The 19,026-nt window shown below is 60.2% G+C and carries 17 protein-coding genes and 1 other RNA gene; 11 read left to right on the top strand and 7 right to left on the bottom strand.

The annotated features are described in order from the left end of the window. Positions 1-86 precede the first annotated feature (86 nt). From AOA62_RS27810 to AOA62_RS27795, 4 genes are all read left to right on the top strand, one after another. Entirely contained in the window at positions 87-296 is a 210-nt protein-coding gene (locus AOA62_RS27810; RefSeq protein WP_003177365.1) for a TIGR02449 family protein, read from the top strand. Continuing rightward, on the top strand, positions 293-610 hold the full coding sequence (locus tag AOA62_RS27805) for a cell division protein ZapA (protein ID WP_017135267.1): 318 nt from the start codon (positions 293-295) through the stop codon (positions 608-610). The genes AOA62_RS27810 and AOA62_RS27805 overlap by 4 nt, the downstream gene beginning before the upstream one ends. A gap of 30 nt (positions 611-640) precedes the next feature. Then, positions 641-819: non-coding RNA, 6S RNA (gene ssrS, locus AOA62_RS27800), on the top strand. A 58-nt stretch (positions 820-877) separates the two neighbouring features. After that, entirely contained in the window at positions 878-1,507 is a 630-nt protein-coding gene (locus tag AOA62_RS27795) for a 5-formyltetrahydrofolate cyclo-ligase (protein WP_099550294.1), read from the top strand. A 9-nt stretch (positions 1,508-1,516) separates the two neighbouring features. Here the strand turns inward: AOA62_RS27795 and AOA62_RS32110 are convergent, their stop codons facing one another. Further along, positions 1,517-1,666, bottom strand: coding sequence for a hypothetical protein (locus tag AOA62_RS32110; RefSeq protein ID WP_087149531.1), 150 nt, complete (start codon positions 1,664-1,666; stop codon positions 1,517-1,519). Positions 1,667-1,860: 194 nt separating this feature from the next. Here AOA62_RS32110 and AOA62_RS27785 point away from each other — a divergent pair, with 194 nt between their 5' ends. From AOA62_RS27785 to AOA62_RS27770, 4 genes are all read left to right on the top strand, one after another. After that, positions 1,861-2,310 (top strand): EVE domain-containing protein, encoded by a 450-nt coding sequence (locus AOA62_RS27785; RefSeq protein ID WP_099550293.1) that lies wholly within the window; start codon positions 1,861-1,863, stop codon positions 2,308-2,310. 140 nt (positions 2,311-2,450) lie between these two features. Then, positions 2,451-3,416 (top strand): HlyD family secretion protein, encoded by a 966-nt coding sequence (locus AOA62_RS27780; RefSeq protein ID WP_099550436.1) that lies wholly within the window; start codon positions 2,451-2,453, stop codon positions 3,414-3,416. Continuing rightward, positions 3,413-6,130 carry a ribosome-associated ATPase/putative transporter RbbA gene (gene rbbA, locus AOA62_RS27775; RefSeq protein WP_099550292.1) on the top strand — a complete coding sequence of 906 codons (2,718 nt, stop codon included), beginning with the start codon at positions 3,413-3,415 and terminating at the stop codon, positions 6,128-6,130. Before AOA62_RS27780 ends, rbbA begins: the two co-directional genes overlap by 4 nt. Then, on the top strand, positions 6,130-7,248 hold the full coding sequence (locus AOA62_RS27770) for an ABC transporter permease (protein WP_017135262.1): 1,119 nt from the start codon (positions 6,130-6,132) through the stop codon (positions 7,246-7,248). The genes rbbA and AOA62_RS27770 overlap by 1 nt, the downstream gene beginning before the upstream one ends. A 97-nt stretch (positions 7,249-7,345) precedes the next feature. On the opposite strand, the gene AOA62_RS27760 is transcribed toward AOA62_RS27770, so the two are convergent. Then, complete coding sequence (locus tag AOA62_RS27760; protein WP_017135261.1) at positions 7,346-7,753, bottom strand: flagellar basal body-associated protein FliL; 408 nt, start codon at positions 7,751-7,753, stop codon at positions 7,346-7,348. A gap of 150 nt (positions 7,754-7,903) precedes the next feature. On the opposite strand from AOA62_RS27760, the gene AOA62_RS27755 reads away from it, so the two are divergent. Both AOA62_RS27755 and glpT read left to right on the top strand, forming a co-directional pair. Continuing rightward, positions 7,904-8,881 carry an NADPH:quinone oxidoreductase family protein gene (locus AOA62_RS27755; RefSeq protein WP_017135260.1) on the top strand — a complete coding sequence of 326 codons (978 nt, stop codon included), beginning with the start codon at positions 7,904-7,906 and terminating at the stop codon, positions 8,879-8,881. Between the two features lie 281 nt (positions 8,882-9,162). Continuing rightward, the gene (glpT, locus tag AOA62_RS27750; RefSeq protein ID WP_017135259.1) at positions 9,163-10,500 is read left to right on the top strand and encodes a glycerol-3-phosphate transporter; all 1,338 of its coding nucleotides are present in this window, start codon (positions 9,163-9,165) and stop codon (positions 10,498-10,500) included. On the opposite strand, the gene AOA62_RS27745 is transcribed toward glpT, so the two are convergent. Then, a complete protein-coding gene (locus AOA62_RS27745; protein WP_017135258.1) occupies positions 10,497-11,150 on the bottom strand; it encodes a gamma-glutamylcyclotransferase in 654 nt (217 codons plus the stop codon). The two genes, glpT and AOA62_RS27745, sit on opposite strands and share 4 nt — an antisense overlap. Positions 11,151-11,176: 26 nt before the next feature. After that, the gene (locus tag AOA62_RS27740; RefSeq protein ID WP_099550291.1) at positions 11,177-13,558 is read right to left on the bottom strand and encodes a TonB-dependent siderophore receptor; all 2,382 of its coding nucleotides are present in this window, start codon (positions 13,556-13,558) and stop codon (positions 11,177-11,179) included. Between the two features lie 301 nt (positions 13,559-13,859). On the opposite strand from AOA62_RS27740, the gene AOA62_RS27735 reads away from it, so the two are divergent. After that, positions 13,860-14,336: a hypothetical protein gene (locus tag AOA62_RS27735; protein WP_017135256.1), complete on the top strand. Its 477-nt coding sequence runs from the start codon at positions 13,860-13,862 to the stop codon at positions 14,334-14,336. 123 nt (positions 14,337-14,459) lie between these two features. Here the strand turns inward: AOA62_RS27735 and AOA62_RS27730 are convergent, their stop codons facing one another. From AOA62_RS27730 to AOA62_RS27720, 3 genes are read right to left on the bottom strand one after another with little or no spacing between them, the layout of a single operon-like run. After that, entirely contained in the window at positions 14,460-15,428 is a 969-nt protein-coding gene (locus tag AOA62_RS27730; protein ID WP_017135255.1) for a CDP-6-deoxy-delta-3,4-glucoseen reductase, read from the bottom strand. Then, positions 15,428-16,894, bottom strand: coding sequence for a 4-hydroxy-3-polyprenylbenzoate decarboxylase (ubiD, locus tag AOA62_RS27725; protein WP_017135254.1), 1,467 nt, complete (start codon positions 16,892-16,894; stop codon positions 15,428-15,430). Before ubiD ends, AOA62_RS27730 begins: the two co-directional genes overlap by 1 nt. A gap of 59 nt (positions 16,895-16,953) precedes the next feature. Further along, positions 16,954-18,957: an acyltransferase family protein gene (locus tag AOA62_RS27720; protein ID WP_017135253.1), complete on the bottom strand. Its 2,004-nt coding sequence runs from the start codon at positions 18,955-18,957 to the stop codon at positions 16,954-16,956. Positions 18,958-19,026 lie beyond the last annotated feature (69 nt).

The raw sequence follows: 19,026 nt of genomic DNA, 5'->3' as shown, positions 1-19,026 counted from the left end.
GCACCGGCAGACGTACCAAGACTATCGAGGGCGTCAGATCGTTTATCCTGAAGTTGCCATTCATCAGACAAATCCAGTGGAACCCAATGGAAGACACCGACCTGCAAGCGCTGATGGCCAGACTCGAACTGCTAATTGATCGGGTTGAGCAACTTAAGAGTCAAAACGGACTCCTATTAGCTCAGGAAAAGACCTGGCGCGAGGAACGCGCTCACCTCATTGAAAAAAACGAAATCGCCCGGCGTAAGGTCGAATCGATGATTTCGCGCCTGAAGGCCCTGGAGCAAGACTCATGAGTTCAAGCAATAGCGTTACCGTGCAGATCCTCGACAAAGAATATTCGATCATCTGCCCCCAGGAAGAACGCAGCAATCTGGTGAGTGCTGCCCGCTATCTGGACGGCAAGATGCGTGAAATCCGCAGCAGCGGCAAAGTCATCGGCGCCGACCGTATCGCCGTGATGGCCGCACTGAACATTACCCACGATCTGCTGCATAAGCAGGAACGGCCTGACGTGCAGGCCAGCGGCTCGACGCGTGAGCAAGTGCGTGACCTGCTCGAACGCGTGGATCTGGCACTTTCTACCGAGCCAGAGCCACCCAAGGGCTGATTGACGCGTCTGTTTAAGGTATACTCGCCCCACTCCCTGGCGTGTTTGCCAGTCGGCGATGTCCCTGAGCCGATTCGCACTACCCTGGAAGTTGCACGTTGGGCTGGTGTGCATGTCCGCTAGACGGAAAGCCTTAAAGCCTACTGCATCTTCCACCTTGAACTTTCGGGTTCAAGGGCTAAGTCGACAGCGGCTCTGTCGGGGAGCCTGAATTCCCAAACTCAATGCCAGTCCCAGGACTGGCATTGTTTTATGAGCCGAACAACCATGACCGAACCTGCGCCGCTTTCCCGTCCGCAACTTCGACGCATGTTGCGCAAAGCCCGCCGCGCGCTTACGCCGAGCGAGCAGCGCAAGGCCGCTCACGGCCTGTATCGGCAACTGGCACAGCACCCGTTGTTTCGCCGGGCCAAACATATCTCTTTATATCTGCCCACGGACGGTGAAATCGATCCGCGTCTGCTGCTGCGCGCTGCGCAGCGCCGGGGCAAGGCCACTTATCTGCCGGTACTCAGTGCCTGGCCGCGCACCAAGATGGTGTTCCAGCGTGTGCGGCCTGGAGATAAGTTGTTGCCCAACCGCTTTCGCATCCTTGAGCCGCACGTAAATGCCAACCGCCAGCGCCAAGTTTGGGCGCTGGACCTGGTGCTGTTGCCGCTGGTGGGCTTCGATGATGTGGGTGGGCGACTGGGCATGGGCGGTGGGTTTTATGACCGCAGCCTGGCCTACCTGGCTCGGCGCAAAAACTGGCGCAAGCCCACGCTGCTGGGCCTGGCCCATGAATGTCAGAAGGTCGAGCGCCTGGCACAGGCAAGCTGGGATGTGCCATTGGCTGGCACGGTCACCGATAAAAAATGGTATGTCGCAGAAACGTCGCTGGAACCAGCGACGCCTTAAAAAGCAGTGTTAACGCTTGAACGGTTGTGGCTGCTGCTGAGCCAGTTCAACCGGTGCATCGGTCTTGCTCGACCACAAGCTCTGGGCATATCCGGTGGTCACGACGCCCAGGCCAAACAAAATAACCAAAATCCATAGTAAATCCGGTTTACGTTGCATCGATTGCCCCCCTTCAGGCACCTCGTACACGATGACAACAACGTTCCAAAGTAGTCCGTTGCAGCTGCGTCAAGCTTAAAAGCGGGCATTCTGCGGTAACGTGACCCAACACGCAAACCTTGACGCCAACCGACTGTCGGTTTGTCATGGAATTGCCTGACAACTTATCCAATGCCTTTTTCAGGAGCCCAAAAATGGCCTACTGGCTGATGAAATCCGAGCCCGATGAACTCTCCATCAAAGGCCTGGAAAAGCTCGGTGAAACGCGCTGGGACGGGGTGCGCAACTATCAGGCACGCAACTTTTTGCGCGCCATGGCCGTTGGTGATGAGTTTTTCTTCTACCACTCCAGTTGCCCTGAGCCAGGCATTGCCGGTATCGGCAAAATTGTCGAGGCGGCCTATCCGGACCCGACTGCGCTGGAACCCGAAAGCCACTACTTCGATGCCAAAGCCACGCCTGAGAAAAACCCGTGGACTGCACTCAACGTGGCCCACGTCGAGACCTTTGCAAAGGTGCTGGGCCTTGGCTACCTGAAACAACAAACCGCCCTCGCCGAATTGCCGCTGGTGCAAAAAGGCAGTCGATTGTCGGTGATGCCGGTGACGGCCGAACAATGGGCAGCGGTACTCGCCCTGCGCTGAAAAGGCAGAACCCTGCGGTCACACCTGTGATGCATGCATCTGCACGCCAAGCGGGTTAGGCTTGCGCTTCATTTGACCGGTATCAAGACCCTTCGGGCGGTATCGGTCAAACTAGGATGCTAATGCCGCAGGATGCCGTCATGTCTACGAATCACACTATGTCGCGCCTTTTCGCCGTTGCGCTCATCACCTTGTTGCTGGGTGCCGGCGGCTTCGGTTATTGGCGATCGACTCAGGACCGCCTGCCCGAAGGCCTGAGCATGGGCAATGGCCGCCTGGAATCCACCGAAGTGCAGATCGCCGCCAAGATCCCCGGGCGCCTGGCCGAAGTGCGCGTAGATGAAGGCGACAAGGTGCTCAAAGGTCAATTGCTCGCACGCATGGACACCCGCACCCTTGAAGCTCAGCGCACCCAGGCCGAAGCCGAAGTGCTGCGCGCCAAGGAAAACTTCGCCGCCGCCGAGGCCAACGTACAACTGCGCCAAAGCGAACAATTGCTGGCCCATCAGGAACTCAAGCGCACCCAGGAGCTGTACAAGCGCGGCTTTGCCAGCAGCCAGTTGATCGACCAGCAGCAAGCACGCCAGAACACCGGCAATGCGGCCGTGATCGCAGCGCAGGCTCAGGTCAACGCGGTGAAAGCGGCCATCGGCGCGGCGCAGGCCCAAGTGGCCCAGCTCACCAGCGAAATCGACGACAGCAGCCTGCGCGCGCCCATCGACGGCATCATTCAATTGCGCCTGGCTGAACCGGGTGAAGTGCTCGGCGCAGGCGGCAGAGTGTTACTGCTGATTGACCCGAATGATCAGTACATGAACCTGTACCTGCCCGCCTCCGTCACCGGCCGCCTGACCGTTGGCAGCGACGCACGCATCCTGCTCGACGCCCTGCCCCAGCAGCCGCTGCCGGCAAAAATCAGCTTTGTTGCAGCCAAATCGCAATTCACCCCAAAAGAGGTTGAGACCCGCGACGAACGCCAAAAACTGGTGTTCCGCGTCAAGCTGCGCCTGACCCAACCCAGCGCCGTACCACAAGCCAAACCGGGCATGCCTGGCGCGGGTTATGTGCGCACGGCGGATATCGACTGGCCGGCCAACCTGCAATGACCGACCTGGCGCTGCACGCCACCGGCATCCAACACCGTTACGGCAAGCAACAGGCGCTGATCGACATTGCCTTCAGCCTGCCGGCGGGCACCCGTTGCGGGTTGATCGGCCCGGATGGCGCGGGCAAGTCGAGTTTGCTGGGGCTGATCGCCGGGGTCAAAAAACTTCAGGCAGGTCAGCTTGAGGTGCTCGGCGGCTCCATCGAAGATCGCCGCCATCGCAACAGCCTGTACCCGCGCATCGCCTTTATGCCCCAAGGCCTGGGCGGCAACCTTTACCCTGAGTTGTCCATCAGCGAGAACATCCGTTTCTTCGCCACGTTGTTCGGTTTGTCCAAAGCCGATTGCGAGCAACGCATGCACAACCTGCTGCTGGCCACCGACCTCGCACGCTTCGCCGAGCGCCCGGCCGGGAAATTGTCCGGCGGCATGAAGCAGAAGCTCGGCCTGTGCTGCGCGCTGATCCACGACCCTGATTTGTTGATCCTCGACGAACCCACCACGGGCGTCGACCCACTGTCGCGCCGGCGTTTCTGGGAGCTGGTCGACACCGTGCGCAGCGAGCGCCCACAGCTGACGCTGCTGGTAGCCACCGCCTACATGGAAGAGGCCGAGCAGTTCGAACATTGCCTGATGCTCGATCGCGGCAAGCTGATCGCCGACGGCCTGAGCCGCGAGCTGGCAGCCGTTACACCCAGCGGCAAACTCGATGAAGCCTTTACTCATTTCCAGGGTGACAGCGCCCACGACAACCAGGCGCTGGTGATCCCGCCGCGCGAAAGTGGCAACACTGACATCGCCATCGAAGCCCACGACCTGACGCTGCGCTTTGGGGATTTTACGGCGGTGAACAAGGTCAGCTTTGCGATTGGTCGCGGCGAGATATTTGGCTTCCTCGGCTCCAACGGCTGCGGCAAGACGACCACCATGAAAGTCCTCACCGGGCTGATGCCGGCCACCGAAGGCAGCGCCACGCTGCTGGGTAACCCGGTGAATGCCAAGGATCTGGCCACTCGCAAGCGCGTGGGCTTTATGTCGCAAAGCTTTTCGCTGTACGGCGAACTCAGCGTGCGCCAGAACCTGGTGCTGCATGCGCAACTGTTCGACTTGCCCAAGGCCGACAGCGGCCCGCGTATCGACGAGCTGATCCAGCGCTTCGACCTCGGTGAAGTGGCCGAGCAACCCTCCGGCGAGTTGCCCCTGGGCCTGCGCCAGCGCTTGTCACTGGCGGTGGCGGTGCTGCATCGCCCGGAAGTGCTGATTCTCGATGAGCCGACCTCGGGCGTCGACCCCGCGGCGCGGGATGATTTCTGGCGGCTATTGGTTGAGTTGTCCCGCGAGCAAGGCGTGACGATCTTTCTGTCCACCCACTTTATGAACGAGGCCCAGCGCTGCGACCGCATCTCGCTGATGCACGCGGGCAAAGTGCTGGCCTGCGACACCCCCGACGCGTTGCAGCAGCAATTCCACGGCGACACATTGGAGGCTGCGTTCGTCACCTGCCTGGAACAGGCCCAAGGCGAAGCCGAACCTGCCGCACCGAACAAAACTGTCAGCGAAAGCAGCACGCCGCCCGTCAGCAAACGCGGCTTCAGCATCGCCCGCCTGCTGGCCGTGGCCAGTCGCGAAGGCAAAGAGCTGTTGCGCGACAAAGTGCGCATGGCCTTCGCCCTGCTCGGTGCGATGTTCATGATGGTGATCTTCGGTTACGGCATTTCCCTGGACGTGAAAAACCTTGCCTTCGCCGTCTACGACCAGGACCAGACTCCGCAAAGTCGCGCCTACCTGGAAGCCTTCCGCAGCTCGCGCTACTTCGCCGAACAAGCCCCCATACGCGATGCCAACGAACTGCACCGGCGCCTGCAACGTTCAGAAATCAAACTGGCGCTGGAAATTCCACCCGGTTTTGGCCGCGACCTGTACGCCGGCCGCCAACCCACCGTGGCTGCGTGGATCGATGGCGGCATGCCGTTTCGCGCCGAAACCAGCCGTAACTACGTCGAAGCGGTGCACCAAGGCAATCTCCAGCAACTGGCCGAACTGAGCAGCCTGCCCGGCAGCACACAAGCCGCCGCCAAGCTGGAAACACGCTTTCGCTACAACCAGGATGTAGTCAGCGTGAACGCCATCGGCCCTGGCGTGATGGCGCTGATCCTGGCGTTTATCCCGGCAATGCTCACCGCGTTGGGCATCGTGCGTGAAAAGGAGCTGGGGTCGATCACCAACTTCTACGCCACGCCGCTGACGCGCCTGGAGTTCCTGTTGGGCAAACAGGCGCCGTATCTGGCCGTTAGCCTGGTGAACCTGGCACTGCTGGTGGCGATGAACCGCTGGCTGTTCGGCGTGCCATTCAAGGGCAGCGGCGTGGCGCTGGCGGTAGGCGGCCTGTTGTATGTACTCGCAACGACGAGCATGGGTCTGCTGATTTCCGCGTTCACCCGTACCCAGATCGCGGCGATCCTCGGCACCATGATCATCACCAGCCTGCCGACCATCCAGTTCTCCGGGCTTATCGTACCGCGCTCGTCCCTGGAAGGCGCGGCCGCGCTGATGGGCACGTTATTCCCCGCCGGGCACTTTCTGGATATCGCAGTGGGCACCTTCACCAAGGCCCTGGACCTGCGCCAGTTGTGGCCGCAATGCCTGGCGCTGTTCGGGTTTTTCGTCGGGTTCACTGGGCTGAGCCTGATCATGCTCAAGAAGCAGGAGGCCTGATGCACAAGCTCGCTCATATCCTGCGCCTGGGCTTCAAGGAATTGACCAGCCTGCGTCACGACAGCGTATTGCTGCTGTTTTTGTTCTACGCCTTCACTGTCGCGATCTACATGCCCGCCGCTGGCTCGGTCATTGGTGTGCACAACGCCAGCGTGGCGTTTGTTGATGAGGACCACAGCGCGCTGTCGCGGCAAATGGCCGAGGCGCTGCAGCCGCCCGAGTTTCAACCGCCTGCACCACTGGACTACGACCAATTGGACAAGGTCATGGACAGCGGTGAGTACACTTTCGTGATCAATGTGCCAGCCAACTTCCAGGCCGACCTGTTGGCGGGGCGCCAGCCGGGTGTGCAGGTGAACGTCGATGCCACAGCGATGAGCCAGGCATTTATGGGCGCAGGCTATATCGGCCGGATTTTCCAGCGTGAGTTGCAAAGCTACGGCGGGCAAACCGACGCGGCTGGCAAGACGCCTGCGCGACTGACCACACGGGCGTTGTTCAACACCAACCTGGAAGGCGGCTGGTTTTTGGCGGTGATCCAGATCGTCAATAACATCACCATCCTGGCCATTGTGCTCACCGGCACAGCGCTGCTGCGCGAGCGTGAGCACGGCACGCTCGACCATTTGCTGGTGCTGCCGCTGACCGCGCTGGAAATCATGCTGGCAAAAATCTGGAGCAACATGCTGGTGGTGGTGCTGTGTACGTGGCTGTCGCTGGAGCTGGTAGTCAAAGGCTTGCTCGGTGTGCCGCTGGCCGGGTCTTTGAGCCTGTTTTTGCTGGTGACGGCGCTGTACCTGTTTGCGAGTACGGCACTGGGGATCTTCCTCGCCACCCTTGCGCGTTCGACGCCTCAGTTTGGCTTGCTGGCGATTCCGGTGATTATTCCGATGCTGCTTCTGTCTGGCGGCAGTACGCCATTGGACAGCATGCCCGAGTGGTTGCAATGGGTGATGCAGGGCTCGCCGTCGACGCACTTTGTGAGTTTGAGCGCGGCCATACTGTTTCGTGATGCGGGCGTGGGTGTGGTGTGGCCGGATTTGCTGGCGTTGGTGGGGATTGGGTTGGTGTTTTTTGCGGTGGCCTTGGCCAGGTTTCGTAAAAGCCTGGCTTCCTGAAGCGTCTGTACCGGCGCCATCGCGGGCAAGCCCGCTCCCACCCTTGGAATGCATTCACCTGTGGGAGCGGGCTTGCCCGCGATAGTCGCGCAGCGACTTACTGGATGATCAAGTTGTTGAACAACAGGTCTTCCACCACCGGCTTGCCGGTCTCGTCATTCATGACTTGCTGGGTTTGCTTCAGGGCTTCCTGGCGCAGCTTTTCTTTGCCTTCGACCGTGCTCATGGCTTCGTTGGTCTGCTGGGTAAACAGCGCCACCAGTTGGTTACGAATCAACGGGTCGTTGGCTTTGACAGCCGCAGCCGCTTCAGGCCCGGTCACGCGCAGGGCGATGTCGGCCTTGTAGACCCGCAGTTTTGCCGTGCCATCCAGGCCGTAATTGCCCACAAAGGGTGGGGTCAGGCTGATATAGCTGACCTTCGGCGCCTCGCCTTCTTTCGCTTCTTCGGCCTGGGCTGCCAACGGCAAGGTCAGGGCGAGCATCAACAGGATCCACGCTTTCACAGTTCATTCCTCGAATTCGGTTGCCGGGTAGCATAACGCTAGCAAGGCTGAGTACAAGCTTATGGCGACTTATCAGGGCCAGGCATGCTCGTTGACCCACGGGCGTACCCTCCTACACTTATCGGCCACGACGCCAAAAGGAATAGTCCGATGAAAGCTGTGCTGTGCAAAGCCTTCGGCCCCGCCGAAACCCTGGTGCTGGAAGAGATCGCCAGCCCCGCGATCAAGAAGAACGAAATCCTGCTGGACGTGCACGCGGCCGGGGTGAATTTCCCGGACACCTTGATCATCGAGGGCAAGTACCAGTTCAAGCCGCCCTTCCCGTTCTCGCCGGGTGGCGAAGCGGCCGGTGTGGTCAGCGAAGTGGGTGAAAAGGTCAGCCACCTCAACGTCGGCGACCGGGTCATGGCCCTGACCGGTTGGGGCAGCTTTGCCGAGCAGGTCGCGGTGCCGGGCTATAACGTGCTGCCGATCCCGCCGAGCATGGATTTCACCACTGCCGCCGCCTTCAGCATGACCTACGGCACCTCGATGCATGCACTGAAACAACGCGCCAACCTGCAACCTGGCGAAACCCTGCTGGTGCTCGGCGCTTCCGGCGGCGTGGGCCTGGCGGCGGTGGAAATCGGCAAAGCCATGGGCGCCCGGGTGATTGCCGCCGCCAGCAGCGCCGACAAACTCGCCGTGGCCAAGGCGGCCGGTGCGGATGAGCTGATCAACTACAGCGAAGCCAGCCTCAAAGACGAGATCAAGCGCCTGACCGACGGCAATGGTGTCGATGTGATCTACGACCCCGTCGGCGGCGACCTGTTTGACCAGGCCGTGCGTGGCATTGCCTGGAACGGCCGCCTGCTGGTGGTGGGCTTTGCCAGCGGGCGCATTCCCGAACTGCCGGTAAACCTGGCGCTGCTCAAGGGTGCGTCGGTAGTCGGGGTGTTCTGGGGCTCGTTCGCCCAGCGCCAGCCGCAGGACAATGCGGCGAACTTCCAGCAGTTGTTCACCTGGTATGGCGAGGGCAAGTTGAAGCCGTTGGTGTCGCAGACTTACCCGCTTGAGCAGGCTGCGCAGGCGATCAATGACCTGGGGCAACGCAGGGCTGTGGGAAAGGTTGTCGTCCAGACCCGCTGAATGCGGTTCATGTGGGAGCTGGCTTGCCTGCGATGGCGGCGGGTCAGCTCACACAGCTGCAATTGATAGACCGCTATCGCAGGCAAGCCAGCTCCCACAGTTGATCTCTTTAGGTCTTAAGACCTGATACCGACCCACACTTATCTATTAGCGACATGTTCGTAAGAGAACATGCAATCGCTCCAATTTCCTGTGTTTGCAGATAAGAGGCGATGCTATTTTCGGTAACGAAACTGTAACATTCGCATCCGCAGTCAAAACAAGAAATTTGGAGCTCTTGAATGTTTGCTTTCTTTCGTCCTGCCGCACACCAGGCGCCCCTGCCTGAAGAAAAAATAGACAGTACCTATCGACGGCTGCGCTGGCAGATCTTCGCCGGTATTTTCTTCGGTTACGCGGGCTACTACCTGCTGCGCAAAAACTTCTCGCTGGCCATGCCGTACCTGATCGACGAGGGTTACACCCGTGGCGAGCTGGGCCTGGCAATGTCAGCCATCGCGATTGCCTACGGCTTGTCCAAGTTCTTGATGGGCCTGGTGTCCGACCGCTCCAACCCACGCTACTTCCTGCCCTTTGGCCTGTTGATATCGGCCGGGGTGATGTTCATTTTCGGTTTCGCACCTTGGGCGACGTCCAGCGTAACCATGATGTTCATTTTGCTGTTCATCAACGGCTGGGCCCAGGGCATGGGCTGGCCGCCGAGTGGGCGCACCATGGTGCACTGGTGGTCGCAGAAAGAACGCGGCGGCGTGGTGTCGGTGTGGAACGTGGCGCATAACGTCGGCGGTGGCCTGATCGGCCCGCTGTTCCTGCTGGGTATGGCGTGGTTCAACGACTGGCACGCAGCGTTCTATGTGCCGGCGACCGTGGCATTGGCCGTGGCGGCATTTGCCTTCATCACCATGCGCGACACCCCGCAATCGGTCGGCCTGCCGCCCATCGAGCAGTACAAGAACGACTACCCGGAAGGCTACAACGCCAGCCACGAAGACGAGTTCAGCGCCAAGGAAATCTTCGTCAAGTACGTGCTGCGCAACAAAATGCTGTGGTACATCGCCTTCGCCAACGTGTTCGTCTACCTGCTGCGCTACGGCGTACTGGACTGGGCACCGACCTACCTCAAAGAAGCCAAGCACTTCGACGTGGATAAAACCTCGTGGGCGTACTTCTTCTACGAGTGGGCGGGCATTCCAGGCACGCTGCTGTGCGGCTGGATGTCGGACAAGATCTTCCGTGGCAACCGTGGCCTGACCGGCATCGTGTTCATGGCGTTGGTCACCGTGGCGACCCTGGTTTACTGGCTCAACCCGCCAGGCAACCCAATGGTCGACATGATTGCGCTGTTCTCCATCGGCTTCCTGATCTACGGCCCGGTGATGCTGATCGGCCTGCAGGCGCTGGAACTGGCGCCGAAGAAAGCCGCGGGCACTGCTGCTGGTTTCACGGGCTTGTTCGGCTACCTGGGTGGTTCGGTGGCAGCGAGTGCAGCCATGGGCTACACCGTGGACCATTTCGGCTGGGACGGTGGGTTTGTGTTGCTGGTGGGCGCATGCCTGTTGGCGATCGCGTTCCTGATCCCGACGCTGTGGCACACCAACAGCGTCAGCGCGGCGCGTTAATTCCCGCCGCAGTCTTTGGCACAACGCTTGAGCCGCGCCTCCAGGTTTTTATCTGGCATGGCGTGGCTACGCAGGGCGTTCACGGTCTGCTCGACATAATCGCGAGTGGTGCCGTAACGCCCGCAAGCGCTTTCCAACACGTGGTTAAGCACGATATCGGGCAGGTTGCCAGCATAGCTGGGCAAGTGCCGCTCCAACACAAACCCCAGCGCCTGCACTTGGCTGCCATCTTCCAGGCGGCAGCTGAGCCAGTGCGGTCGGTACGACGGGTAAGGCATCTCGCGCTGCCACAAGGCATAAAGCGAGGCCTCAAGCTGGTCTTCCGGCAAGCGGTAGGCAAATCCGCTGCAAGAACCACCGCGATCCAGGCCGAACACCAACCCCGGCGACTCCGGCGTGCCTCGATGCTCATGTGACCACAGGTACAAACCCCGGTGATAACCGTGAACCCGTGCGCGCATGCGCTGGGTCGACGAGCATTCGGGACGCCAGATCAGCGAACCATAAGCGAATAGCCAGACCGGCCCGCCCTTATGCCTGGCCATGGTGGCCTGCATCGAACTCATTAATTGCTCGTGAGTCAGTTGCGGCCCCAGATCGAGCCGCGGAGGGTAAGCCAATTGCAACAGATCGGTTTCAATAACGGTCATGGCGGATCGCTTAGGTCCCCTGCGTGTTACCAGTTGTAAGCAACTTTACCGTAATAAAACGCGCCGCTGTAACCGTACGGCGAAAAAGTGCTGTAGGCGAGGTTGCCGCCGCTGCTGGCGTAGGCATTGACCTTCTCCGGGTATTTATCGGTGATGTTGTCGCCGCCCAACGTGAAGGTCCAGTTCTTCAACTTATAGTCTGCCGACAGGTCCAGCACCCAGGCGGCCTTGAAGGTCTGGTCGTTGACCTTGTCGGCCTGGTAGCTGGTGAATTCCCCATAGCGCACCAGGTTGCTGTGCAGCGCCCAACGACCGTAGGTGAAGTCGTTGCCCAGGCTGAGCTTGTGCTGCGGCGTGGTATCGCCCAGCAAACCAATGCGCTCACGGCGGTCTACCCGCACCAGGTTGGCGCCCAGGCTGTCCAGAATCGCCGGGTTGGGCTTCACGTCGGTGACTTTGGTGTGGTTGTAGTTGTAGCCCACGGTGCTGTTCCAGCGGATGCCGTTATCGAACGGGTAGCGATAGTTGGCCACCAGGTCGACACCGTCGGTGCTGGTGTCGGTGGCGTTGGTGAAGTAGCGGGCGCTGGTGTAGTTGATGTTGCCGACGCCATTGGCTTGCAGGTAGGCGATAGTCGCCGGGTTGAGATTGAGGTTGGATGACAAGCTGATGCGGTCGCGGATGTCGATGCGGTACACATCGAGCGTCACCGTCAGGTCATCGGCCGGCTCCAGCACCAGGCCAAGACTGTAATTGCGCGACTTCTCGGCCTTCAGGTCTTCGGCGCCCAACAGGCGGGCGACCTGGCTGTTGGCCGGGAAGGTGCCAGCTTCCTGGATGGTGTTGCCGATCAACTGTGACGAGGTGTAGGCAAAGTTCTGCTGGGCCAGGGATGGCGCACGGAAACCATTGGAAATGCTGCCACGCAAGGCGACGTGCGGGGTGAAGTCATAACGCGCCGACAGCGAGCCGCTGACGTTGGAGCCGAAGTCGCTGTAGTCCTCATGACGTACGGCGGCTGAGGCGCTGAGTTTTTCGGTGAAGTTGGTTTCCAGGTCCAGATACTGAGCCCAGTTGTGCCGCGAGGTACTACCGGCGTCGGCATCACGGAACCCACCCAGGCCCGAACTGCCGGTCTGATAGTAGGACGCCGGCTCGCCCGCTTCAATTTGATAACCCTGGCGCAGGTATTCGCCGCCAAAAGCCACCGACACCGGGTACGGCAAAAAGCCCACGTCGAACTCACGGGACAGGTCCAGGCTGACCTGGCGCTGATCGTTGCTCAAGGTACCGTTGTTAAATTTGCGCGGAGTGACCAGGCCGAGTGAGGTGTTGACGGTTTCGGTGCCCAGTTCGTACTGGTTCTTGCCATAGTTGGCCGACAGGTCGTAATGCCAATCGTAGGCCAGCAAGCCGCGCAGGCCGACCACCAAGGACGTGTCTTCAAGATTGCCCTTGATCAAAGGCAGGTAGCCATTGGGGTTGAGCGCCGGGATGTTGTTGGACGCGTTGCTCGCCCGATAGAACGCCGCCGTTTCGCCACGACGCTTGCTGTAACCGCCGAAGGTGTAGAACTCGGCTGCATCGTTGAAGGAATATTCGGAGTTGAACTGGAATTTGCCTTCATTGGTGGCCGGCTCGCCCTGACGAAACACGCGCTGACCATAGGTGGTGGAACCCACGCTGCCAGGGCGGAAATCGTCGCCGGCGCGGTTGGTGTAGTCGTTGTCGGCGCCTTCGCCCGAAACGTTGATAAAGCCGTTTTCGCCCAAGGCAAACCCGGTGTTGCCGCTGACGTTGCGCTGGATGCCGTCACCCTTCTTGTACTCGCCAAATTTGGTCGAGACAGAGCCGCCGTGGTCGTCGTGCTTGAGGATCACGTTGATCACCCCGGCAATCGCGTCCGAGCCATAGCGCGCCGACGCGCCGTCGCGCAGCACTTCGATATGGTCGACCGCCGACAGCGGGATCGCATTCAAATCCGCTGGCGCCGAACCGCGCCCCACGGCCCCGCCCAGGTTGACGAAAGCACTGGTGTGGCGGCGTTTACCGTTGATCAGCACCAACACCTGATCCGGCGACAAACCGCGCAACTGCGCCGGGCGTACCAGTTCGGCACCGTCCACCAGACTGGGGCGCGGGAAGTTGATGGAAGGAATCAGACGCGCCAACACCGCGCCCAGCTCATCGGAGCCGGTGCTGCGCAATGTGTCACCGGAAATGACATCGATGGGCGACAACGAAGCACTGGCGGTGCGCTCTTGGGCACGGGTGCCGGTGACGATCACGGTGTCGAGTTTTGGTGCATCGGCGGCTGTTGCGTCCGCCCAGACCGGATTGAATCCCACAGCAGTCAGCAAATTGGCCGACAAAATAGCTGTGTACGCATGTTTCTTGTAACTCCCCATACCGCTCCCCTGCCATTCAAGCCCGGCAATCAAAAAATCAAAGCTTCAATGCTCTGAGTTCACACGATCGGTCCGGCTGGCGGGCGGTAGCGGTCAGTTACTGGTTATTGACGATAAGGCGGTAGTCCGTTGCCTTATAGCTTAATGAGATTATTCCTACATCTAAAATACCTTAATTGCATAAGCATAGGCGGCCGTGTTTTCAGCGCTGGTTCAGGTCATGCCCAACATAAGCCGCCAAACTGCAGATGTTTAGCGACCCACATTAGCCGCTTCTTCAAACGACTATCGAGGTCGAACCATGAAATACCTTTTTTCCGGTCTGCTGCTTTTGCTGCAAACCACCACTGCTCTGGCTTCCGAGGCCGCCGCCAATGACGACAAAGGTTTCTGGTACGCCCAGACCAGTGTCTACACCAAGCATTTTTCGCCGGACCCAAAGCACAACAACAATCAGGACTTGATCAACCTGGAACGTAACGAGGCGTCGGGGTTGGTGTATGGCGGGGCGACGTTTCGCAACTCGTTCAGCCAGCGCTCGTATTACGTCTACGCCGGCAAGCGTTACGATATTGGCGACTCACCGTTTTATATGAAGGTGACCGCGGGCGCGCTACAGGGCTATCGCGGTAAGTACCGCGACAAAATCCCGCTCAACCGTTATGGCGTTGCACCGGCGATCATTCCGTCTGTGGGGGTTCACTTCGGCCCGGTGGCCAGTGAGTTGGTGTTACTGGGGTTCAATGCGGCGATGCTGACGGCAGGCGTGCGTTTCTAGGAACGCCGCCTACCCATGTGGGAGCTGGCTTGCCTGCGATAGCGGCGGGTCAGCTAACACACCTGCAACTGATACACCGCTATCGCAGGCAAGCCAGCTCCCACACTGGTTCAGCTCAAGGCTTCAAGGGCGTGGCGCGTAGGCAAACACATCGGCGCGCATCTGGTGTGCATCCATACCTGCGTCGACCAATGCGTCCAGCGTGCCGTAGATCATCGCCGGTGAACCACTGGCGTAAACGTGCACGGACTTGAGGTCGCTGATGTCTTCACACACGGCCTCATGCAGCAGCCCGCAGCGCCCTTCCCAACCGCACAGGTCGCTGACCACTTTGTGCAGGAACAGGTTGGGCAGTTGCTGCCATTGCTCCCAGTGTTCGATTTCGTAGAAGTCTTCCGGGCGGCGTACGCCCCAATACAGGTGCACAGGGTGCTTGAAGCCCGAGGCGCGGCAATGTTCGATCAGGCTGTGCATCTGCGCCATGCCGGTGCCGGCAGCGATCAACACCAGCGGCCCGTCCGGCAGTTCGGCCAAGTGAGTATCACCAAACGGCAGTTCAACACGGGCCATCTGGTTACGCTGCAACTGCTCGATCAAATTGCGCGCACTGTCCTCGCGAACCAGCACATGCAGTTCCAGCTCGCGCCCGGCATGGGGCGCCGAGGCCAGGGAAAACGCCGATTTATCGCCGTTGTCACGCTCGATCATCAGGTATTGCCCGGCGTGGTAACGCACCGCCTTCCCGGCCGGCGCACGCAAGCGCACGCGCCATACATCGCCACCGACGTCCACGCACTCACTCAATTGGCACGACAACTTGCGCAACGGCAACTCTCCCGGCGCCAGCACGCCATCCCACAACACAATGCAATCTTCCAACGGCTCGGCGATGCAGGTGTAGAACTCACCATGGTCGCGCACCTCTCCGGCTTGTTGCACCCGGCCTTCCACCAGCAGCGCGGCGCACACATGGCACACGCCATTGCGACACGCCTGTGGGCATTCGTAGCCCAGGCGACGCGCGCCTTCAAGGATTCGCTCACCAGGGACCAGCTCCAGTACGGCGCCGGAAGGTTGCAGGGTTACACGCATCAATCTATTCCCAATTCTTTCCAGATCGCATCAACACGTGCGGTCACAGCGTCATCCTTGACGATCACCCGACCCCACTCGCGGGTGGTCTCACCCGGCCATTTGTGGGTGGCATCCAGGCCCATCTTCGAGCCCAGGCCCGATACCGGCGAAGCAAAGTCGAGGTAGTCGATCGGCGTGTTATCGATCATCACCGTGTCGCGCTTGGGGTCCATGCGCGTGGTGATGGCCCAGATCACGTCGTTCCAGTCCCGGGCATTGATGTCGTCGTCAGTGACGATAACGAACTTGGTGTACATGAACTGTCGCAAAAACGACCACACACCGAGCATTACCCGCTTGGCATGGCCTGGGTACGACTTCTTCATGGTCACGATGGCCATGCGGTACGAGCAGCCCTCGGGCGGCAGGTAGAAGTCGGTAATTTCCGGGAACTGCTTTTGCAGGATCGGCACAAACACTTCGTTGAGCGCCACACCAAGGATGGCCGGCTCATCCGGCGGGCGGCCGGTGTAGGTGCTGTGGTAGATCGGTTTGATGCGGTGGGTGATGCGCTCGACGGTGAACACCGGGAAGCTGTCGACTTCGTTGTAGTAGCCGGTGTGGTCACCGTAAGGGCCTTCATCGGCCATTTCGCCCGGATGAATCACGCCTTCGAGGATGATTTCGGCGGTGGCCGGCACTTGCAGGTCATTGCCACGGCACTTCACCAGCTCGGTGCGGTTGCCGCGCAGCAGGCCGGCGAAGGCATATTCGGACAGGCTGTCAGGCACCGGCGTCACGGCGCCGAGGATGGTCGCCGGGTCGGCGCCCAGGGCCACGGACACGGGGAACGGCTTGCCTGGGTGCTTTTCGCACCACTCACGGAAGTCCAGCGCGCCGCCACGGTGGCTCAGCCAACGCATGATCACCTTGTTGCGGCCGATCACTTGCTGACGGTAGATCCCCAGGTTCTGGCGATCCTTGTTCGGGCCTTTGGTGACGGTCAGGCCCCAGGTGATCAGCGGGCCGACATCGCCCGGCCAGCAGGTCTGCACCGGCAACATGGCCAGGTCGACGTCATCGCCTTCGATGACCACTTCCTGGCACACCGCGTCCTTGACCACTTTGGGCGCCATGGCAATGATCTTGCGAAAGATCGGCAGCTTCGACCAGGCGTCCTTGAGGCCCTTGGGTGGCTCGGGCTCCTTGAGGAAGGCCAGCAACTTGCCGATCTCGCGCAGCTCGCTGACCGACTCGGCGCCCATGCCAAACGCAACACGGTCGGGCGTGCCGAACAGGTTGCCGAGCACCGGAATATCAAAGCCGGTCGGGTTTTCGAACAGCAGCGCCGGGCCCTTGTTGCGCAAGGTACGGTCGCAAATCTCAGTCATTTCCAGCACCGGGGAAACCGGCACCTGGATACGTTTCAACTCTCCGCGCTGCTCAAGTTGCTGCACGAAATCCCGAAGATCCTTGAATTTCATTAACCATGCCACCCGTAAAATAGGCGTACATCCTACCTGCTCTTAAGAGCGCTGGCAGCTTATTGCACGTCATTGCGACTCACACCCGACTCAACGGACTCATTACGCATGGTGTGGAAGAAGGGCTCAAGGAACCCTTCCACATAACGCGTGCCTACGGCCGAGAGGTGGTTGTCATCGGTATACAGCGACTGGCCATCGCGCTCGACCCGGCACCAGCCATTCGTCTCGCACAGCTTGGGCGCGGGGTCCATGAGTTGCACACCGGGGTCTGCCGCGGCGATGCGCTCAAAAACGCTGCTGATATAGGCCTGGCGCTCGACGTGCTCGGCCAGGGGCAAGCCTTCGCGGTCGGTCGGGCGTCCCAGCATCGCCAGGCGGCTGAGCCGGTAAGGCACGTTGAAAGCCTGCAGCGGTACCTCCTTGACCAGCCACACCCTGTGCCCGCTGGCACGCAGTTGCTGCACCAGCGCACTCACACCCTCGGCAAACAGCCGTTCAGCGACGGCGCGGTCGTACTTGCCCGTTTGCGGGTCATGAAGGGAAGCGCCGGTGTCGCCGGAGCGCTGGCCATAAACGTAAAGGCTCCAGCGGGCTACCAGCACCACATCACTGAACTGTTCCTTGCTCAACAACTGGGTGACACGCTCGTTGAACGCTCGGCAGCCTGGGGTGTTTTCTTTGCGGTCGAACGGCAGGCACCCGGCGTAACCGGCCTGAGTGATGCCGAAGTCGTACTTGCGCGAGCCGTCGTTCAACGCCGGGATGAGTGCCGAGGCATGGCTGTCGCCCCAGACCAATGCGCGGGCAGCACTCGCCTGCGGGCCAAAATGGCAAAGTTTGCGGTTCGGGTCTTTCTTGTCATCCGACAGGCACTTAATCAGCGTGGGGCTCCAGGTATACGCTTGGGCGAACTGCAACGCCTGGGGCGACAGCCGCGATGCAAACCCATCCGACCACACCAGGCCTTTGCCGATCAGACCCAGCCCGGCGAGCCCGACCACGCCCGCGATCAGAATCGACCGACGACCCGCCAGCAGGCGCCGCTCACGAAACGGCCCCTCGACGAACCGCCAGGACACATAACCCAGCACCAGGCTCAAGACGAACAGACCCGCCAGCGCCCAGGAGGGCAGGCCAAAAATACTCGCGTACTTGCCAAACACCAGCACCGGCCAGTGCCACAGGTACCACGAATAGGAAATCAGCCCGATGCCCACCAGCACGCGACTGCCCAGCAAGCGCCCTACCCAGGTTGGGTGTTGGCCGTTAGCCCAAATCAACCCCACCACACCCAATACCGGCAACAAAGCCGCCGCCCCAGGGAACGCGGTGTTGGCGTTGTAGCCCAATACCGCCACCAGAATCAGGCCCAGGCTGAACAGACTCACAGCTTGCGCCAACAGGGGACTTGCGCGCCCTGCCCGCACTGGCATCACAGCCAGCATGGACCCGGCCAACAATTCCCAGGCACGCATGGGCAGCAGGAAGAAGGCTTTGTCCGGCTCATTGGCCACCGCCCACACGCTCGCCGCAAACGACACCAGCAGCAACACAAACAAGGCGCTGCGCCACTGCTTCAGCCAGCTCGACAACAGCGCCAGCAAGAGTGGGAAGGCAATGTAGAACTGCTCTTCAACCGACAGCGACCAGGTGTGCAACATCGGCTTCATGTCGGAGGCCGTGTCGAAATAGCCGTCCTGGCGCATGAAGAACAGATTGGAGATGAACACCACTTGGTTGTGTATCGAGCGTCCCAATTCCGAATAGTCTTTGGGCGCCATTAAGAACCAGCCAGCCACCAATGACGTAAACATCATGACCAGCAAAGCCGGCAGGATACGCCGTGCCCGTCGCGCCCAGAAATCGACGAAGCTGAAACGCCCCGCTTCACGCTCGCGCCAGATGATCGAGGTAATCAGGAAACCTGAAATCACGAAGAACACATCAACGCCGACAAAACCGCCAGTAACGCCTGGAACCCCAAAATGGAACAAAACCACAGCCAGGACAGCAATGGCGCGCAGGCCATCAATGTCTCTTCGGTAAGCAAGAGCGGTCATAAATCGTAATCAGCCTGATACAAATTGAAGAGAGCGTAGGCGTACTCGCCATTTTTGTTTCTTTACTGA

This window comes from Pseudomonas sp. 2995-3, assembly GCF_002742565.1.
Lineage (GTDB): Bacteria > Pseudomonadota > Gammaproteobacteria > Pseudomonadales > Pseudomonadaceae > Aquipseudomonas > Aquipseudomonas edaphica.
The sequence above is the reverse complement of the archived record's forward strand: the minus strand, read 5'-3'. Positions and strand labels throughout refer to the sequence as shown.

Excerpts from the sequence above, each read along its gene's own strand:
- AOA62_RS32110 (WP_087149531.1), bottom strand. The coding sequence starts at position 1,666 with ATGCAACGTAAACCGGATTTACTATGGATTTTGGTTATTTTGTTTGGC.
- AOA62_RS27795 (WP_099550294.1), top strand. The coding sequence starts at position 878 with ATGACCGAACCTGCGCCGCTTTCCCGTCCGCAACTTCGACGCATGTTG.
- AOA62_RS27770 (WP_017135262.1), top strand. The coding sequence starts at position 6,130 with ATGCACAAGCTCGCTCATATCCTGCGCCTGGGCTTCAAGGAATTGACC.
- rbbA (WP_099550292.1), top strand. The coding sequence starts at position 3,413 with ATGACCGACCTGGCGCTGCACGCCACCGGCATCCAACACCGTTACGGC.
- AOA62_RS27805 (WP_017135267.1), top strand. The coding sequence starts at position 293 with ATGAGTTCAAGCAATAGCGTTACCGTGCAGATCCTCGACAAAGAATAT.
- AOA62_RS27785 (WP_099550293.1), top strand. The coding sequence starts at position 1,861 with ATGGCCTACTGGCTGATGAAATCCGAGCCCGATGAACTCTCCATCAAA.
- glpT (WP_017135259.1), top strand. The coding sequence starts at position 9,163 with ATGTTTGCTTTCTTTCGTCCTGCCGCACACCAGGCGCCCCTGCCTGAA.
- AOA62_RS27780 (WP_099550436.1), top strand. The coding sequence starts at position 2,451 with ATGTCTACGAATCACACTATGTCGCGCCTTTTCGCCGTTGCGCTCATC.
- AOA62_RS27740 (WP_099550291.1), bottom strand. The coding sequence starts at position 13,558 with ATGGGGAGTTACAAGAAACATGCGTACACAGCTATTTTGTCGGCCAAT.
- AOA62_RS27755 (WP_017135260.1), top strand. The coding sequence starts at position 7,904 with ATGAAAGCTGTGCTGTGCAAAGCCTTCGGCCCCGCCGAAACCCTGGTG.
- ubiD (WP_017135254.1), bottom strand. The coding sequence starts at position 16,894 with ATGAAATTCAAGGATCTTCGGGATTTCGTGCAGCAACTTGAGCAGCGC.
- AOA62_RS27735 (WP_017135256.1), top strand. The coding sequence starts at position 13,860 with ATGAAATACCTTTTTTCCGGTCTGCTGCTTTTGCTGCAAACCACCACT.
- AOA62_RS27730 (WP_017135255.1), bottom strand. The coding sequence starts at position 15,428 with ATGCGTGTAACCCTGCAACCTTCCGGCGCCGTACTGGAGCTGGTCCCT.
- AOA62_RS27720 (WP_017135253.1), bottom strand. The coding sequence starts at position 18,957 with ATGACCGCTCTTGCTTACCGAAGAGACATTGATGGCCTGCGCGCCATT.
- AOA62_RS27810 (WP_003177365.1), top strand. The coding sequence starts at position 87 with ATGGAAGACACCGACCTGCAAGCGCTGATGGCCAGACTCGAACTGCTA.
- AOA62_RS27745 (WP_017135258.1), bottom strand. The coding sequence starts at position 11,150 with ATGACCGTTATTGAAACCGATCTGTTGCAATTGGCTTACCCTCCGCGG.